Below are 16,315 nucleotides of genomic sequence, written 5' to 3'. Positions count from 1 at the left end.
AAGACGGTGTCGACGGCCGTCTCACCACCCGCACGGCCCGTACCCTTCATAAGGTCTACGGCGTCACACAGCGGGCGCAATACCACTGGAGGCAACACCCCGTGCTGATTGCTCAGCGTCCGTCCCTGACCGAAGAGGTCGTCGACGAGTTCCGCTCCCGGTTCGTGATCGAGCCGCTGGAGCCGGGCTTCGGCTACACCCTCGGCAACTCCCTCCGTCGGACCCTCCTGTCGTCGATCCCCGGTGCGGCGGTCACCGGCATCCGCATCGACGGCGTCCTGCACGAGTTCACCACCGTGCCGGGCGTCAAGGAGGACGTCACCGACCTGATCCTCAACATCAAGCAGCTGGTCGTGAGCAGTGAGCAGGACGAGCCCGTGGTGATGTACCTGCGCAAGCAGGGCCCGGGCCTGGTCACCGCCGCCGACATCGCGCCTCCGGCCGGTGTCGAGGTGCACAACCCCGACCTCGTCCTCGCCACGCTCAACGGCAAGGGCAAGCTGGAGATGGAGCTGACCGTCGAGCGCGGTCGCGGCTACGTCTCCGCCGTGCAGAACAAGCAGGTGGGCCAGGAGATCGGCCGTATCCCGGTCGACTCGATCTACTCGCCGGTCCTCAAGGTCACGTACAAGGTCGAGGCCACGCGTGTCGAGCAGCGCACCGACTTCGACAAGCTGATCGTCGACGTCGAGACCAAGCAGGCGATGCGTCCCCGTGACGCCATGGCCTCCGCGGGCAAGACGCTGGTCGAGCTGTTCGGTCTCGCCCGCGAGCTGAACATCGACGCCGAGGGCATCGACATGGGCCCGTCCCCGACGGACGCCGCCCTCGCCGCCGACCTCGCGCTGCCGATCGAGGAGCTCGAGCTCACCGTCCGGTCGTACAACTGCCTCAAGCGCGAGGGCGTCCACTCCGTGGGCGAGCTCCTGGCACGCTCCGAGGCCGACCTCATGGACATCCGCAACTTCGGCGCGAAGTCCATCGACGAGGTCAAGGCGAAGCTGGCCGGCCTGGGCCTCGGCCTGAAGGACAGCCCGCCCGGATTCGACCCGACCGCCGCCGCCGACGCCTTCGGCGCGGGCAACGACTCGGACGCCGGATTCGTGGAGACAGAGCAGTACTGAACACCGCACCACACCGCGGGCAGGGAACCTCCACACAGTTCCCTGCCCGCACCCCCGAAGGGGTCGGACCCGCAAGAGCCGGCCCCCTTCTTCACTGCACGTCCGATCGACCGATCGACCGATCGATGTCAGAGGTCAGAGGGCGCTGTTACGTTCCGTCCCATGACCGCGTCAGACGATCTGCTCCGCCGAATCGAGCAGGAGCCCGCCCTTGCCACCGCGCTCGCCTGGCCCGGCGATTTCGACGTCGAGCGCCGGGATCCCGTCGAGGAACTCGCTCTTCCCACCGGGATCCCCCTGCTCCCGATCGCCGGTTGCGGCGCCGGCGGCACGTACTTTCTGTGCGGGGAGGCCGGTGCCGAGGAGAGGCCCGTCCTGTACGCCGACTCGGAGGGCCAGGCCACGTTGATCGGCGCCGACCTCGTCGAGGCGATCACCCTCATCGCCGTACTGCCTTGTGGCGCGACCTGGCGAAGGGCTTCGCGATCAGCGAGCTCGACTCGGACCTTCGGGCCGACCATCCGGAGTTCGACGCCGAGCGCGACCGTCTTCTGCACGCCCTCGGGCTCGCCTCCCTCTCCGAGGAGGAGGCTGCCGCTCGCCTGCTGTCCGTGGCCGCACGCACGGCCCCGGACTACGTGCCGCGCGTGCCGGACGACGATCACCTGCCGTACGAGCTTCTGTTTCCGAGCGGCCCCGCATAGCGAAGCCGGTGCTTGGGGCGACCTGCCCGGGCCAGCACAGCATCAGCACGGTTCGAACAGGCCGGCAGCCGAGGGGTCAGCAGTGGTAACGAGCGGCAAGGACGACGATCTCTTTGTCGGTGACCAGGTAGACGAGACCCGGACCACCCCCGACCGCAGAAATCAGACCGCCACGAGCCGGACCCGATCGCCGCACAGCTTGACCATGTCGTCGATATCGGAGGTCAACATGACCACCGGGCGGTGCTGTCGCAGCGCGGCTTCGGCAACCGCCGCATCAATCGCGTACTCATGCCCGTGCAGACCAGCATCCATCAGCAACTTCGAAGCCGTCCTCGCCTCCTCGTCGCCCACCGGCACCACACGCAGTCCGGAGAGCACCCAGTTCAGGCGGGGCATATTCGTACGAGCGTGAACGGCCTCGATGATGGTTAGCGCGCTGATCACGACCTCCATACCGCGCGAGCGCGCCTCGGCGACTAGGGCCACCACCTGCTCGTCATCGGCGAGCATCTTCGAAAGACCTTCGCTGTCGACGACCAGCGTCCCCTCGTGACTCAGCCTGCGGCGGGCCACTCGGCCTCCTCGGCGAACACCTCGTCGAAGACCTGGCGCGCCCGCTGCCGGGCCTGCTCAGAGACCGGCCCCTTGCGGCTCTCGTGGTCCGCCAAGTACTCGTCAAGTACCTGGCCACGCAGCTCACGCTCGACCGCCTCGGCGATGAACGCGGAGAACTCCCGCTTGCCCACCCGCGCCCGGATCGCCTCCGCGGTCCCTTCGGGCAGCGACAGGCTCACCCGCGTCGCCGGCCCTTCCCCAATGCTGTACGTCGTCTCACCCATACCCCCGAGTGTGTCAAACGAGTAGGAAAAGCGCCACGATCTGCGCGGATCCCTGGAGTCGTGACGAAGGCATGTGGACGGAGCCTCTCCCGCCACCCCTCGCATCGGGCAGCGCAACGTCCGAAACCCAGCACGGGCGTTCCCATCCCATCCCGGCACGATCCCAGCACGGTACGGATGACCAGGATGACGACAGGTGACGAGGGGTCAGCTATCCCGGCACCATCCCGGCACGGGAAAAACCAAGGGCCCGACTCCAAAGAGTCGGACCCTCCCTGACCTGCATGTTTGCCAGATCAGCGACGTGGTGACACGTCTGCCGCTACACGTTGAAGCGGAATCCGCAGGGCAAGGCTCCCACCTGCGGAAACGTGGTTCTGGAGGGGGTCATCCCAGCACGATCCCAGCACGGGAGCTTCATCCCAGCACCATGCAGTTCAGACGCCCCCTCCGGTGAAGCGCACCTGCTCGGACAGCACAGCAGCCGCAGATTCGAGGTCTGCGAGTCTGATCGCCAGTGTCGCCTCGGCCAGTCGCGGGGGGAGGGCATCCCCGAATTTCAGACCGCGGACAGCCTTCTCGTCGATATCCGGCAAGGCCAGGCGCTCCGTCACATCCTGTCGGACCAGTCTCCAATCCGTCGGAGTGAGGTCGTCCCGTAGGCGCACCCAGTGATCATTGAGACGCTGTCCTGGCACCGCGACGCCACCGAGGGTGGCGGCCAGAGTGGCATTCGCCCTGTGTCCGGCCCATGTCCACCAGCGCAGCTGGTCTGCTCTTCCTTGTTCCCGCACGATCAGAGTTCCTCCTGGATGCACTTGTTCCATGAAGTGCTCCCGTGTTTCCTCCAGGCAGCCCTGAGCTCTCCGGGTCAGATTCACCGGGGGGTCGGTGCCGAGGAGTACTTCACGCACCGCGCGGACGAGCCGGAAGGACGCACCCTGGCCGAACCCAGCCCCGCTCCACTTAGCTTTGCCACCCCCGTCGACCGGCTCGACGAAACACCGCTTCCGTTTCCAGTCGATATAGGTGACCTGCCAGTTCCGCCCGGCAAGCAGGAGCCGACGGGGGCCGGCGATCTGTTCGGTGAGCAGGCTGGGGTCGGTACGGCCGATCTCGGTCCGGCCTTGCAGGACGGTGAACTGAGGCGGGGCGGTGAATACCGCGGTGAGGTTCATGAAATGCCGGTGCCCGAAGCGGCGTTCGGCCTCCGGGCCGATGAAGAGCAGCCCGTCGTCTTGATCGAGATACCCCTCTGCCACCAGGTGTTTGACGATCGGCTGCGCGGACGGGCCGAACGGCCCGAGGCCGTTCCACTCTTCATGCCACAGATTGTTTCCGACGCCGCCCTCCTGGAGGCAGAGGGCGAGCAATTGCTGAGCCACGATGTGCCGCGGCTCGGGAGGTGCGACCACCGGCTCGACCCAGCCTCGCGACCACTGCAACAGGAGCCCTGCCGCACTCAGCAGGCCGGCGCGGTCGAGGGTGAGGAAGAGACAGTTCCGTGAGCTCCCGGGGCGACGTCCGGTACGGCCGATCCGTTGCAGGAAGGACGCGACCGAGGCCGGGGCATCGATCTGGACGACCCGGTCCAGGTCACCGACATCGATGCCGAGTTCGAGCGTACTGGTCGACACGATCACGCAGTCCCGCGCTTCGGCGAAAGCCGCTTCCGCCCGCCTGCGTTCGTCGAGCGAGAGCGATGCGTGAGAGAGGAACGTGGTCACTCCTCGTGCTCGTAGCGCTGATCCCAGTTCTTCGACCAGGCGCCGTGACTCGCAGAAGACCAGGCGTTTTTCGCCGCGGTGCAAGGTGCTGATGACGGTCGCCGCGTTCTCGAGCGATCCCACAAAGTCGAGCTGGATGTCCCCGGGCGGTACGGACCCAGGGGTTGCACCACTCGCTGCGCCCGTCGGCGCGTCCAGGTGCGGGGCGACGACCTGTCCGGGGCGTGAGCCCGCCCCCGATCCCTGGAGCCAGGTGAGGAGTTCGCCGGGGTTGCCGACCGTCGCCGAGAGTCCGACACGCTGGAGTGGGCGTCCCACCACGCGCTGCAGTCGCTCCAGTACGGCCAGCAGGTGCCAGCCCCTGTCGTCGCCGGCGAAGGCGTGCACTTCGTCGACCACTACTGCTCGGAGCCCCGAGAAGAACGACGCATGATCGACATTGACGCTCACCAGCATCGCTTCCAGCGACTCAGGGGTGGTGAGCAGGACGTCCGGCCGACCCGCCAGGATGTGCCTGCGGGTTCCGGAGGTGGTGTCGCCGTGCCAGAGTGCGGCACCGCGTCCGAGCCAGGAGGTGTACGTCTCGACTCTGGGCAGCAGGTTGTTCAACAGCGCCTTGAGGGGGCAGAGGTACAGCACCGACGTGCCGGACCACCGGGAGCGGTGCATCCGGGACAGCAGTGGGAAGCACGCCGCTTCGGTCTTCCCGCCGGCGGTAGGGGCGAGGAGGAGGGCGTCCTCGCCCCGGGACAGCGGCTCCACCGCTGCTTCCTGGAGTGGGCGCAGGCCTTTCCAGCCAAGGGTGTTGACGATGTGGTGGACGAGCGCCGGTTCCAGTTCACCGACCGCGCTCATGGCAGTTCCAGCGCGATGTCGTCGGCGTCCCCGGCCGCGGCGTTTCGCTCGACGCTGTTGAGTTCGGCCTCCGCGATCGTGATCGCATAGTGCTCGCGCGGGTCGAAGTCCTCGAACTCGTCGACCCTGTCCAGGACGTCGGCGACGAGTTTACGCAGGAAGACGCGCGGTGCGACGCCGACTTTGCCGCCGAGTCCACCGGTCACAGCTGTGGCCAGCTCGTCGACGTAACGGTCGTCGACGCGTGCGGCCACCCGGTCGGGATGGGTCGCTGCCGCCTGGTAGAGGTCGCGGACGTTCCGGCCGAGTTCGCCGAGCCTGGGCAAGTCGAAGCCCGGCAGGCGGAGTTGCACCGCGCGCGGCGAGTCGAAGCGCGGGTCGGTGGTGAAGTCGGTGGCCAGACGCTGGGCCAGCGGAGGCAGCCGCTGCGCGCCCTGTTGACCGTCGTAGAAAGCAGGGGTGCCGGTGATGACGAGAAAAAGCCCGGGGAACCGGCCCGCGTCGATCTCGTCGAGGAGTTGCCGTAGTGCGTTGAGGCCCTTCTCCCGGACATCGCCGCGGACCCGCTGAAGCGTCTCGATCTCGTCGAGTACGAGGAGAAGACCAGGGTGGCCGCAGTCCCGCAACACGGTGAGCAGGCCCTGGAGAAAGCCTAGGGCTGCGAAGTGGTCGAGGTCTCCGCGCACTCCTGCCGAGCGGCGTGCCGACGCCGCGACGGACTTCTGTCCGCCGAGCCAGGCGATCAGCGCTTCCGCGGTGGCCCCGTCCCCCTCCGTGACCGCTCGGCGGTAGCCGCGCAGGGCCGCAGCGAACGCGGGGGTGGTGCGCGCGACATCGGAGAGCCGTCGCTCCATCAGTGCGGTCACGGCCTCGGAGAGCGCCGCCTCGTCCTCCTCGTCGAGGTCCTCGCCGTCGAGGACCTCCTCCTCCAGCGTGTAGAACCAGGAGTCGATCACCGCTCGCAGTGCGCTGGGTTGGTGCGTGGCGGTGGCCAGGCGTTCGGTGAGCCTTCGGTAGACCGTCTCCAGACGGTGCAGGGGTGTTTCCGTCTCGGAGATCTGCACTTCCGCGGTGGCCAGGCCGGCCCGCTTGGCGCGCTCGGTCAGCCAGCGTGCGAAAAAAGTCTTGCCGGACCCGTAGTCGCCTCGGATCGCGTGGAAGGCGGCACCGCCGCGGGTGACCGTGGCAAGGTCGTCGTCGAGGGCGCTTTCGAACCGGCCGAGCCCCACGGCGAACAGATCGAGGCCGGCCTGCGGTACGGTGCCGCGTCGCAGCGCGTCGATGACCTCGCGGCGTCTGGCCACGCTCACCGGGGCGGAGAGCGACATCTCGTTACTCCTTCAGCTTCGGGCGCGGCAGGAACTGCTCCATCAGCAGCGGGACATCGAGTTTCACCGCGTGTCCGGCGTCGACGAATCCGAGGACGGGATAGCCCTCGACGTTCAGCAATCGCTGAACGGTTGCGACGAAACCCTCGATGTTGCGCCGGACACGTCCGGTCGCGGAGATCGCCGCCGCGAGCGCCGCCGGAGACATGGTGCCGCCTGCGGCGACGAGAGCGTCGATGACCGCGGCGACGACCTTCGCCTCCGGCGCTTTGCGGACATATTCCTTCTGCGCTGCATAGACCTCACTCGCCACCACCTCGCTGCCCAGGCCGACGGCGGTTCGGGGGACGGCCGAAGAACTCATGCGGGCCTCGGTGCCGGTCGTGTCCTGACGCGACTCTGTCTCCACCGCGACTCCCGCGCTCCCGGCTGCGGGAAGGGCCGCCCGTGCGGGCTCGGTTCCCGGCAGGGGTTCGCTCCACCATGCGGGGGTCGACCGCTCCCGCGGCAGCCCGTCCCAGCCCTTGGGCGTCTGTGCGGCGACGGCGACAAGGGTGAGCACGGGGACGGTCACCTCCGCGAGAGACGCGCCTCCGTGGTAGCCGGCCTTGCGTCCGGTGTACCGGATGTCCTCACGCCATGGCAGGACGACACTGCCGCCTCCTTCGAGGACCCGGTCTCCCCGGATCTCGATCTCTCCGTCCTGGGCCGGTCCGCCGGTCCGCCATCGCGGCGAGGCCGCTCCGGCTGCGGGCACCTCCGTGCTGCCGCTGCGGCTGCCCCGCTCCAGGACGTGGCCATGGTCGGCGACCAGCACGACCGGGCGCCCGTAGCCCTTGGCCGCTGACAGCAGGTCCCGCAGGTGGGTGATGTCGTCGAGGCCCCAGGTCGTTCCGCGTCCCTGTTGTCCCTTGTCGAGCGCGTCGTCGATGGTGTTCAGGACCACGCCGACGACCGCCTCGGAAGCGAGTGCACCCATGAGCTCGTGGGCAAGAGCGTGGCCCGTCTCGCCACCGATGTCCGCCTTGTGGAAGAGGGCGGCTTCCTTGCGGTGCCGCTTCCAGAAGTCGCGGAAGCCTGCGGCCTCCACGGACTGCCCACCCTGGACTGCTTCTCCGGTGAGAAGCGAGGCACGGCTCGTCCGGGTGACGGAGGGCAGCATGGATACCGCGGCCATCCGGCCTGCCGACTGTCCGTCGGCTGGGCGCGGCACGACCTCCCGCCAGCCTTCGCGCTCCGTCTCCTCACCGAGCTGTATGGCGACCGCGCAGCTCATCCCGTCGAGTACGACGACCAGGGGCGCTCCCGCACCGACCAGTGGACGTACGGCCGTCTCCAGTACGTTCTCGATGACCAGGGCGCCGTTCGGCTGGTGCGCCGTAGCGTGCGCGGACCAGGCCGCGAGGTGGCGGGCGAACTGCTCGTCGAGGCGTTCTCTGCGCGCCCGGCCCTGCTCGTAGAGGCCCTGCAGTTCGCGACCTGTGGCCAGATCGCCGCCGGGGTCCCCTGCCCACAGGAGGGTGAGCGCGCGGTCGGCCCAGCCCCAGTCGGTGATCTGGGAGCGGATGCCGCGCTCCACCGTGGACACGGCCGGTTCGGGCTGTTCCAGCCAGCGGGCGATGCGCACCGCCATCTCCGCCACCTGCACCCGGTCCGGGTAGAGCGCGGCAAGGCCGTGTCCTGCCAGGTCGGCGAGCGCCGTCTCTCCTGCCGTGGAGGAACGGCGTGCTTCGGCGACGGTCCTGCCGAGTTGCGCGGCGAATCCGGTGGGCAGGAACCGGCTCCTGGTGAGGGTCTCGGTCAGGCCCGCTGTTTCGGCCAGCTGGTCGGCACGGTCCAGTACGGCGAAGACCTGTCGCCGGGTGGTCGGGCTGGTCCTGGCTTGGACGATCCAGCGGGTCAGCGTCCCTTCCACTGCGTCGGTGAAGGCGCTGAGGGCTGCCCGGCGGGGCATAACCTGCCCGAAGAGGCTGCCGATCGTGAGGGCGGTGTCGGGAGCCACAGCAGGGTCCCTCAAGACTGCCGCGAGGACGCCGAGCGCCATGGCGTCGTGGCTGAGTCCGGCTTCCGCGAGGGAGAGAAGCACCGGTGCCGCGGGGCCCGCCGTGTCGCCGAGCCACTTCTTCAGTTCGGTGCGTTCGATGACGGGGAGTTCGGCGAAGCGGAGTGGGCCCGCCGGCGTACGCGACCAGGCGAGCAGGGTGTCGGTGTCGAGCGTGGGCGGCTGCGCCTGGGGACCGGCCCCGGTTCCGCCCTCGCCGGAGCCGAGGCCGAGCCGCTGTACGGCCAGGACACGCAGTGCCGTGTCAAGGGTGAGCAGTCCCCCGACGCGCGGCCAACCGGTGTCGGAGGGTTCGGCTTCCAGGAGCGCTTCGAGGAGCCACTCCATGCCGTACATACGGACATCGAGGCCGGTGGCGCCGAATCGCTGGGTGACGACCTCCGCGTTCTCGACGGTGAGCGTGCGGCGAAGAATGGCCTGCCCGCGCAGGTCCCAGCCGAGCTGCTCGTCGTCGACCCCGGTGGTGACCACGAGGACGTCGCCCGGTCCGGCCGTGTCCCGGTGATCGTGCCAGGCGGCTGTCACGCCGAGGACGGAGGATTCGTCCCGGACTTGCACGCGGCGGGGCTCATCCTCGACGGCCGTCGTGAACCGGGTGGGCGCTCCTGGGAGGTAACGGCCGTGGATCAGGACCAGGCTGCGTTCGCGCAGGCTGTCCTTGTGCGCGGTCAGGAGCGCTTCGACGGTGCGTCGCCCGACCCGCGGCGCGGAAGGGGCCATCAGTCTCCGGTCCCTTCACTGTCGCTGCCCTCGGCGGCGATCGGCTTCCAGGTGACCTGGACCCGGCTGTCGGGATGGGCTACCAGAAAGGTACGGATCTCATCCTCGATGCGGGTGACCGTGGCGGCCAGAGTCGCTTCGAGCCGCCTGGGTTCCACCACATGCACAGGGTGGGAGGTATCCGAGAGGCCCGGGTGCGCGGGCGCGGACCCGGTGCCCGCGCCGTCGGCGGGAGGTGCCGTGACGGGAGGCGTGGGGACACGCGGATTCCCGTGCTCGGTGAGACTGACGTCCTGGGCGGTGCGCTCCGATGACACCGCGGGCTCCGGAGGCATGACGGGCGGGGCTGCCTGTGCGAGCCGGGCCACCTCGCGCATCAGCGCCTTCGTGCTGTCCCGCAGCCCGTCCAGTACGGGAACGAGCGAGGACTCTTCCTCGTGCTCGTTTGCGGTCCGGGACACCTGGTCGAGGAGCCGGGCGGCTCGCTCACCGACGCTGTCGCCCCGGTTCGTGAGGGAGCGGACCGTGTCGAGGTCCTCCGTCCAGTCGGGCGAGCGCAGCGCGGTGAGCACTTCAGGGGCCTGAACAAGCGCTGCCCCGATCTCCCCGTCTGTGACGTCATACGCCGCGGCAGCCAGCTCCCTTACCAGGGCGGCAGGGGAATCGGCGCGCAGCAAGCGCGCGACGAGATCGGCCGCCGCCTTCATGGACTTGATACGCGGGGCGTCCGCGCCCCCCGGCCCTGCCAGGCCGAGACGTGCCGCGTTGTCCTGCAGCAGGGTGCGAGCATCGCCGACCGCCCGCTGATTGTCCTCGGCGACCTTACGGACCTTCTCCGCGAGACTGGCGACGTTACGGGCGAACAGCACCCGCGAGACGGTCTTGCCGAAGATCTTACCCGCGCGTCCCAGGGCGGTGGTGAACTCGTCCTCACTTGGGAGTTCCACCGCCCGGAGCCCGTACCCCTGGCCGATTCGTTCGAGGTCGGGGGCCTCGGTCAGTGGCGAGGTCTGGTAGACCCAGGTGCGGTCGTCGAGCAGGGCATAGGTCGCGATGATCAGGTTGCTGACGTTGCGGTCCAGGCCGGTGTAGCCGAGCTCCTCGATCCAGGTACGGATGTCCTCCACCGACAGGTCAGGGCCGACGTCGGGGTTCTCCGCAGCCTTCTTGTTGATCCGCAACCGCCAGTCGTTGGTGACGTTGAGCGGTCCGTCGTGCACCTCGCCGAGACCAAGGGCGTGGACGATCTTCCGTACGCTGGCCAGCTGGTGTCCGTCGACGACGACGCGGCGACTGCCGTCCGCCATGGCCCGGTTGATCCACGTCAGCGTGGTCTTCAGCTCTGCTTTGGTGATGGCCTTGCGGGTGAGGCGCGGGTCGAAGTCCGGGTGCTTGGGGTGGCGTGCCGCGAGGATGTCGTCCGCGACAAAGTAGAGGTTCTCCTCGAAGCTGACGGCTGCCTCGGGGTTGGTGCGGGTGAAACCGGGCTGGAGGGTGAGCAGGTGCTTCCCTTCGGGGACCTCGGCTCCTGTGGTGCCGGGCTCGGCCCGGGCGATGCCGTACACCTGCTGGAGCGCTTCGGTGAGCTGACCGGTGAGATTGTCCCTGGACGCCTTGAGCTGGTTACGGATCTGGGCGCGTTCGTCGGCAGGGCGCGTGGCGGTGTGCTCCTCGAGCCGGTCCCGCTCAAGCAGGTAGTTGATCTTGAGGAGGCGTCCGAGGTTGCGGCTCTTCTGCTCGGAGAGGAAGTCGGACAGCCAGACGACGGTAGGGGCGGACTTTCCTGCCCGCTTCATCCGGTCGACCCGCTGTACGTCGTCCATCGGCGAGTGGTCGCCGTCGTCGAAGGGGTAGTCGATGACGATCCTCAGGTCGCTGCCCAGCTGCGGCCTGAACTGCTCGTCGGGCAGATGGGGGTCGCGGACATTCCCGAAGACGAACTCGGCTGTGCGCTTCGTCCCGCGCCACACGACCTCCCGTATGCAGACGAACGCCTGGGTGTCGGGGACTCCGAGCGCAGCCCACAGCTGGTCCTTGATCCACTGGCGCCGGTAGCCGAGCTGATCGGCGACACCCTGCACTTCTTCGAGGAGCGGTTCGACGTCGAGGTCGGACAGGTGGAGATGGAACACCGGGTCGGTGCTGTCGCCCTCGCTGCGCAGTTCACCGTCGAAGCCCTCGGACTGCAGCTCAAGGAGTCGCTTGACCGCGACCGCGCCCGCGTCCCCGACCCGAGTCCGGATGGTTCCGTGGTTCAGGGCTGAGAGCTTGCCGCCGGTGAGTCGGGACAGCGCGGGCACGTGCGGGGCGAGGGCGGCGAGAAGCAGCGTCTTGATGAGCCGGTCGTCGGTCTGGAATCGCTTGTCGTCGGCCGATCCGTACTTCGTCATGAGGTGGTCGCGTACCCGCTCGTGGAAGCGCCGGGCAGTCTCCGCCTCCGCCTTCAGCTTGGCCGTGAACGCCTCGCCGGTGCGCTGTGCGATGACGTCCCACAGGTCCCCTATCGGGATGAGTTCGCCGAGCTTGAGGTCGTCGAGGCGGCGCCCGAGGAGTTCCTGTACGAGCTTGAGGCCGGTCCGCTCTCGCTGCAGCGCCCCGGAGAGGTCGACCAGGACGTTGAGCAGGGCGGGCGACAAGGGGTAGAGCGTGCGGAAGTCGTCCCAGTTCGCCTCGGTGCGGCCTTGTGCGTCGAGAAGGACCTGCCGCACCTCGTCCCGGGACGACTCGACGAGCTTGAACGCGTCGTCGCGGGCCTGCTCCATACCGGGACGCGGGGCGAGGACCCGGTGCTTGATGATCTCGACGAGGTTGCTGTCCTCCAACTCGACGACGTCGATCCGCCCCGCGAGGTAGTCGATCTGCTGCTCGAGGTTCTGTACTTCGGCGCCCGCGACGTCCGCACCGATCAGCTGGGACAGGTCACGCTGGCGGGAGATGAACGACACGATCGGCACCGGCCGATCCCCGTCGCCGGACTCGATCAGCTTGACCAGCCGCTGCACCTGGTCCCGGACGAAGTCCTGCTCCCCCATGTGCGCCTGGAGCCAGAGAATCAGCTCGTCGAGGAAGAGTACGACGCCGTCGTAGCCGCGGTCCTTAGCATGTCGTGAGATGACCTTCAGTCCGTTCTCCAGCGGAATGAAGGAGTCCTTGTCACCGCGGGCCGCGCGGGCGTATGCCGCCATCGGGCCGCTGACCAACGCGGACACCAAACGGTCGCGTTCTGGATCGCCGGCCTTCGCCGCGAAGGCCTCGTCCAGCTCGGCGGTGCTCCAGTCGACCGGGACGGCGATGTCGCCCGTGCCCGCGTCGATCAGTGGCACATCGTCGGCATCGTCCTCGTTCGCCACGGCGGCCTGCGCCGTCGGCGCTCCGACTCCGAGCCACTGCCGGAACTTGTCGTCATCGGCGAGGAACTCGCGCTGCCGCTGCGCATCGGCGAGCAGCGCATCGGCCCGGTAGACGGCAGGCGTCGGCGCCTCGGGGTGGAGCTGACGCACGGTGTGCACGTACCCGCCGAGCAGCGCGGAGTCCAGGTCCGCGGAGCCGACCAGGTGGTAGGGCACCATCAGGAAGCGGCTGCTCGGCAGCCAGTCCTGGTGCTCGGCCATCACCTCGGCGAGGCGGGGCTTGGCCTGCGCCGCCGGGTGGTTGTTGAGCGCCGCATGCAGCACGGTCAGGAAGTGGCTCTTACCGGCGCCGAACGAACCGTGCAGATAGGCGGCGTGCGAGTCGCCCGTGCGCACGGCGTCGGCGACCAAACCGAGCGCCTTGCGGAACTGCTTCTGCAGCTGCTCGGTGACGACGTACTCGCCCACCCGCTCATCGGTCTCGTTGAAGCCCTGAGAGAGGTCGACCTTGAAGTTTCCGGCGTGGACGTCTTCCTTGACGGCGATGACGTCACGCAGGACGAGCTCTCTGGTCGACATCAGACGATCATTCCCTCACTCGGCTGGACCCCGGCTGCACCGGTGACACGCTGCTGCTGCGCGCCCCCGCCAATCTTGCCAGGCCATACGTGTGCGCAACCGGCCCTTCGTACCCTTCACGCACGGGTCGATCACTCTGCGCAACCTCTCACACCCCAGAGGCCCCTCTACCTCACCCAGCGTTGCACCCGGGTGCTAGGACCCGCTCACCAGTCATGGCCGAGTCGCGCCCTACCTGGCGCTCCATCTTGCTGCTCCCCTGGAGAAAGGGCTGTCGGCGCCCTACGAGGGGGAGTGCTGATGGGTACGTCGTCACGGTGGCCGGGGCCGAGAGGGAACCCCGGTACGCCGGCCGGCGAGTGGAGCCGTGTCGGAAGGCGTCTCTCGGCGTGGCGTTCTGGCCGCCTTGAGGACCTTGAGGTGATAGCCGAGGACTGCTTGGGCGTCCTGCATCGCACTCTGCGAGCGGACCCGTCCGCCTTCGGTCTGTGGGACGCCGCCTACGCGGCCGGCGAACGGCTGACGACCGTCATGGACACCCTCGCAGCGGGCCGCGACACCTCTGCAGGCGGTCCGCCTGATCCGGACGGGAGTGACGCCCGTACAGACTTCGCGGCCCGGTTCGTCCGAGCCGTGGGCGGTGAGGGCGGCACGGTCGCTGACGCGGCTGTACGGCGGGCGGCCGCGGCGACCGCGGAGCGGCTGGCCGCACAGCATCCAGAGGCGCTCGCCGCAGACGGCAAGGGTTGGTCCGGCGACCTGCTCTGCCTGATCTACCAGTGGTTCTTCGCGGACGTCGTGGCCGAGTTCCTGCGCGGCGTCATCGCCGAGAAGATCAAAATCGTGGTCCCGGTGCTGCCGCTGGCCGATCCCGAGGACCACGTCGCGGACTGGGTCGCCGAACAGGTGCTGCACCTGGTGCCAAATCCGTGCGAGGAGGCCGAACGTCTCAAGAGCGCGGTGGAGCAGGTCGAGGACGCGATCACCGCCTTCGAGGATCCGACGGTTGGCGCGCTCGCGCAGGTCGCGCGGGGCCTCGTCCCACGTGCAGTGGGCGCCGCGCTCGGCCTGCTGACCCCGTCCGGCTCCGCCCTGGAAGAGGGTCCGGACGCTGCACCGAGCGAGGGGACACCTGCCGCATGACCGAGACACCGGCCTTCCACTTCTGGCTCCCCCACCCGGGTGCTCCGGCGCCCGCGCCCGGCCCTGGCTGGCAGCCGCTGAGCGACGCCCTGTACTGGGAATCCCCGGCCCGGGCACCCGACCGCCGCCACCTCCTCGCTCCCGCCCCGGACTGGGCGGACGACCTCCAGCGGGTGGCCCGTGCCGTCTTCGCCGCGGACCGCTGCACCTCGCGGGAGGAGACGTTCGACCGCTGGACCCGGCACATCCGCCTCTCCGTGCCGGTCACCGCTCCCGACGCGTGGACTCGCGCCCTCCCGCACCTCACCGCCCTGCTCACCACGGTGACGGGTGACCGCTGGGAGGTCGAGTTCCGCCCCTACGACGCCGACGCACGGCCCCGATCCCGCCCGCTCCCCTTCGGCCCCGAGGAATACGCCCACGAGGTGGCACTGTTCTCCGGCGGCCTCGACTCCCTCGGGTGGGCGGCCCAGCGCGCCACGGTACGCAGCCCGCGCGCCCTGCTTCTGGTCATGTTCGAGGAGCGGAACTTCGAGGCGCTCCAGGACACCGTGTTCGAAGCCGTGTCCCGTCGGAGCGAGCGCGACCTGCGCCGCCTGGAGCAGAGCCAAACCGTACGCAGGCCGAAGGACGCCACCTTCGCTCTCGAACGCTCCACCCGCTCACGCGGTCTGCTGTACGCCGCCACGGCCGTACATGCGGCAGCGGCCGAGCGCGTGCCCATCGTCCACATCCCGGAGAACGGCCAGCTCGCCCTCAACCCGCCTCTTTCCGCCGCTCGTTGGGGCGCCTGTTCCACCCGCTCGGTGCATCCGTGGACACTGCACCATCTCAACCGGATCATCGAGACGATCGCGGGCCGGCCGGAGCGGGCGGTCCGGGTCGTCAACCCCTTCGCGGCACTCACCAAGGGTCAGGTGTGCGAAGCGGCCCGGGACGCCGGCCTGCCGCAGGAAGCCCTGGAGGCGACGCTGAGTTGCGGCACGTCTCCCGTTCGGCAACACGGGCGGTCCCGGCTGCGCCGCCTGCCGCACTGCGGCCTCTGCTTCCCTTGCCTGGTCCGCCGCTCCGGCCTGCTGCACGCATACGGCGAGGACCACACTCCGTACGCGGCCGACCCTTGGGACCCGTCCTTGGACGCGGACCTGGCCGAGCACTGGCTGGCCCTGAGGCGCTGGCTGGACACGCCGTGCACGGTGCTCGACCTGGTGGCCGATGTCCCGTTGCCGCCGGAGGTCCGCCCCGCGGAACTCCTGGCCGTCGTCGAGAGCGGGCGGGAAGAACTGCGGGCGCTGGTCGCACAGGCTCCTGCGGTGCGGCGATCTGCCTGAACCGCCCCTTGCCGCTGTCGCTCTTCATGACCCGCCGACCGGCTCGGTTTCGGCCCATACGGTCTTGCCCGGCCCGGTGCGATCGTCGACACCCCAGCGGTGGGCGACGGCCTCGACGAGGGCGAGCCCCCGGCCGGCGTCGGCATCCAGGTCGGCCATGCCGACGGCCGACGGGTCGGGCCGCCGCTGGTGAGTGCCGGAGACCTCGATCCTTACGACGGCGGTCTCGTGCTCGTACAGCAGGCGCAGCTCGAAGTTCCGCCCCGGCACCCGCCCGTGGCGGGCGGCGCTTGGCCGCGAGCTCGGCGACGAGCAGGGCGACGGTGTCGCGGAGCGGAGCGCCGGGCGGGATACCCCAGTCGTCGAGCTGCGCCAGGGCGAACCGGCGCGCGAGGTTCGCGCCGAGGGAAGTCGCGGGGAACGCTTGGGTGAACACACGTACGGTTACAGGCGGTTGAGCCTGCGCAGCTGTCATGGGCCCAGCCTTCCGGGCACTGCACCGCAGGTGACAGGAACGCCACTGGTACAGATCCAACTGTATGGGTTCACG

10 protein-coding genes and 1 pseudogene are annotated in these 16,315 nt (G+C 69.1%); 4 read left to right on the top strand and 7 right to left on the bottom strand.

Going from position 1 to position 16,315, the window contains the following annotated elements:
- Positions 1-101: 101 nt before the first annotated feature.
- Positions 102-1,124 carry a DNA-directed RNA polymerase subunit alpha gene (locus tag QF032_RS25410; RefSeq protein ID WP_307045619.1) on the top strand — a complete coding sequence of 341 codons (1,023 nt, stop codon included), beginning with the start codon at positions 102-104 and terminating at the stop codon, positions 1,122-1,124.
- A gap of 455 nt (positions 1,125-1,579) precedes the next feature.
- Positions 1,580-1,828: a hypothetical protein gene (locus QF032_RS25405; protein ID WP_307057624.1), complete on the top strand. Its 249-nt coding sequence runs from the start codon at positions 1,580-1,582 to the stop codon at positions 1,826-1,828.
- A 162-nt stretch (positions 1,829-1,990) separates the two neighbouring features.
- Here QF032_RS25405 and QF032_RS25400 read toward each other — a convergent pair whose 3' ends face one another.
- The 6 genes from QF032_RS25400 to QF032_RS25375 form a co-directional block, all read right to left on the bottom strand.
- Positions 1,991-2,404, bottom strand: coding sequence for a DNA-binding protein (locus QF032_RS25400; protein WP_306949487.1), 414 nt, complete (start codon positions 2,402-2,404; stop codon positions 1,991-1,993).
- A complete protein-coding gene (locus QF032_RS25395; RefSeq protein ID WP_306949488.1) occupies positions 2,386-2,670 on the bottom strand; it encodes a hypothetical protein in 285 nt (94 codons plus the stop codon). Before QF032_RS25395 ends, QF032_RS25400 begins: the two co-directional genes overlap by 19 nt.
- Positions 2,671-3,107: 437 nt before the next feature.
- A complete protein-coding gene (locus QF032_RS25390) occupies positions 3,108-5,252 on the bottom strand; it encodes a DEAD/DEAH box helicase (RefSeq protein ID WP_307057623.1) in 2,145 nt (714 codons plus the stop codon).
- Positions 5,249-6,580 (bottom strand): BREX system ATP-binding protein BrxD, encoded by a 1,332-nt coding sequence (gene brxD / locus QF032_RS25385; RefSeq protein ID WP_307057620.1) that lies wholly within the window; start codon positions 6,578-6,580, stop codon positions 5,249-5,251. Before brxD ends, QF032_RS25390 begins: the two co-directional genes overlap by 4 nt.
- 4 nt (positions 6,581-6,584) lie before the next feature.
- Positions 6,585-9,362, bottom strand: a complete 2,778-nt coding sequence (gene pglZ / locus QF032_RS25380; protein ID WP_307057618.1) for a BREX-2 system phosphatase PglZ — start codon at positions 9,360-9,362, stop codon at positions 6,585-6,587.
- Positions 9,362-13,291: a PglY protein gene (locus tag QF032_RS25375; protein WP_307057616.1), complete on the bottom strand. Its 3,930-nt coding sequence runs from the start codon at positions 13,289-13,291 to the stop codon at positions 9,362-9,364. The genes pglZ and QF032_RS25375 overlap by 1 nt, the downstream gene beginning before the upstream one ends.
- Positions 13,292-13,711: 420 nt before the next feature.
- Between QF032_RS25375 and QF032_RS25370 the strand changes: the two genes are divergently transcribed.
- Together QF032_RS25370 and QF032_RS25365 are read left to right on the top strand one after the other, a co-directional pair.
- Positions 13,712-14,434: a hypothetical protein gene (locus QF032_RS25370; protein ID WP_307057614.1), complete on the top strand. Its 723-nt coding sequence runs from the start codon at positions 13,712-13,714 to the stop codon at positions 14,432-14,434.
- Positions 14,431-15,765 carry a 7-cyano-7-deazaguanine synthase gene (locus QF032_RS25365; RefSeq protein ID WP_307057612.1) on the top strand — a complete coding sequence of 445 codons (1,335 nt, stop codon included), beginning with the start codon at positions 14,431-14,433 and terminating at the stop codon, positions 15,763-15,765. Before QF032_RS25370 ends, QF032_RS25365 begins: the two co-directional genes overlap by 4 nt.
- A gap of 24 nt (positions 15,766-15,789) precedes the next feature.
- Here QF032_RS25365 and QF032_RS25360 read toward each other — a convergent pair.
- Positions 15,790-16,240: pseudogene (locus tag QF032_RS25360) on the bottom strand (ATP-binding protein).
- Positions 16,241-16,315 lie beyond the last annotated feature (75 nt).

It is taken from the genome of Streptomyces achromogenes (assembly GCF_030816715.1).
GTDB lineage: Bacteria > Actinomycetota > Actinomycetes > Streptomycetales > Streptomycetaceae > Streptomyces > Streptomyces achromogenes_A.
This window is presented reverse-complemented; position numbering and strand designations above follow the sequence as displayed.

What these genes read in the sequence shown, in the direction of transcription:
- QF032_RS25395 (WP_306949488.1), bottom strand. Translation starts at nt 2,670, where the DNA reads ATGGGTGAGACGACGTACAGCATTGGGGAAGGGCCGGCGACGCGGGTG.
- pglZ (WP_307057618.1), bottom strand. Translation starts at nt 9,362, where the DNA reads ATGGCCCCTTCCGCGCCGCGGGTCGGGCGACGCACCGTCGAAGCGCTC.
- brxD (WP_307057620.1), bottom strand. Translation starts at nt 6,580, where the DNA reads ATGTCGCTCTCCGCCCCGGTGAGCGTGGCCAGACGCCGCGAGGTCATC.
- QF032_RS25390 (WP_307057623.1), bottom strand. Translation starts at nt 5,252, where the DNA reads ATGAGCGCGGTCGGTGAACTGGAACCGGCGCTCGTCCACCACATCGTC.
- QF032_RS25365 (WP_307057612.1), top strand. Translation starts at nt 14,431, where the DNA reads ATGACCGAGACACCGGCCTTCCACTTCTGGCTCCCCCACCCGGGTGCT.
- QF032_RS25375 (WP_307057616.1), bottom strand. Translation starts at nt 13,291, where the DNA reads ATGTCGACCAGAGAGCTCGTCCTGCGTGACGTCATCGCCGTCAAGGAA.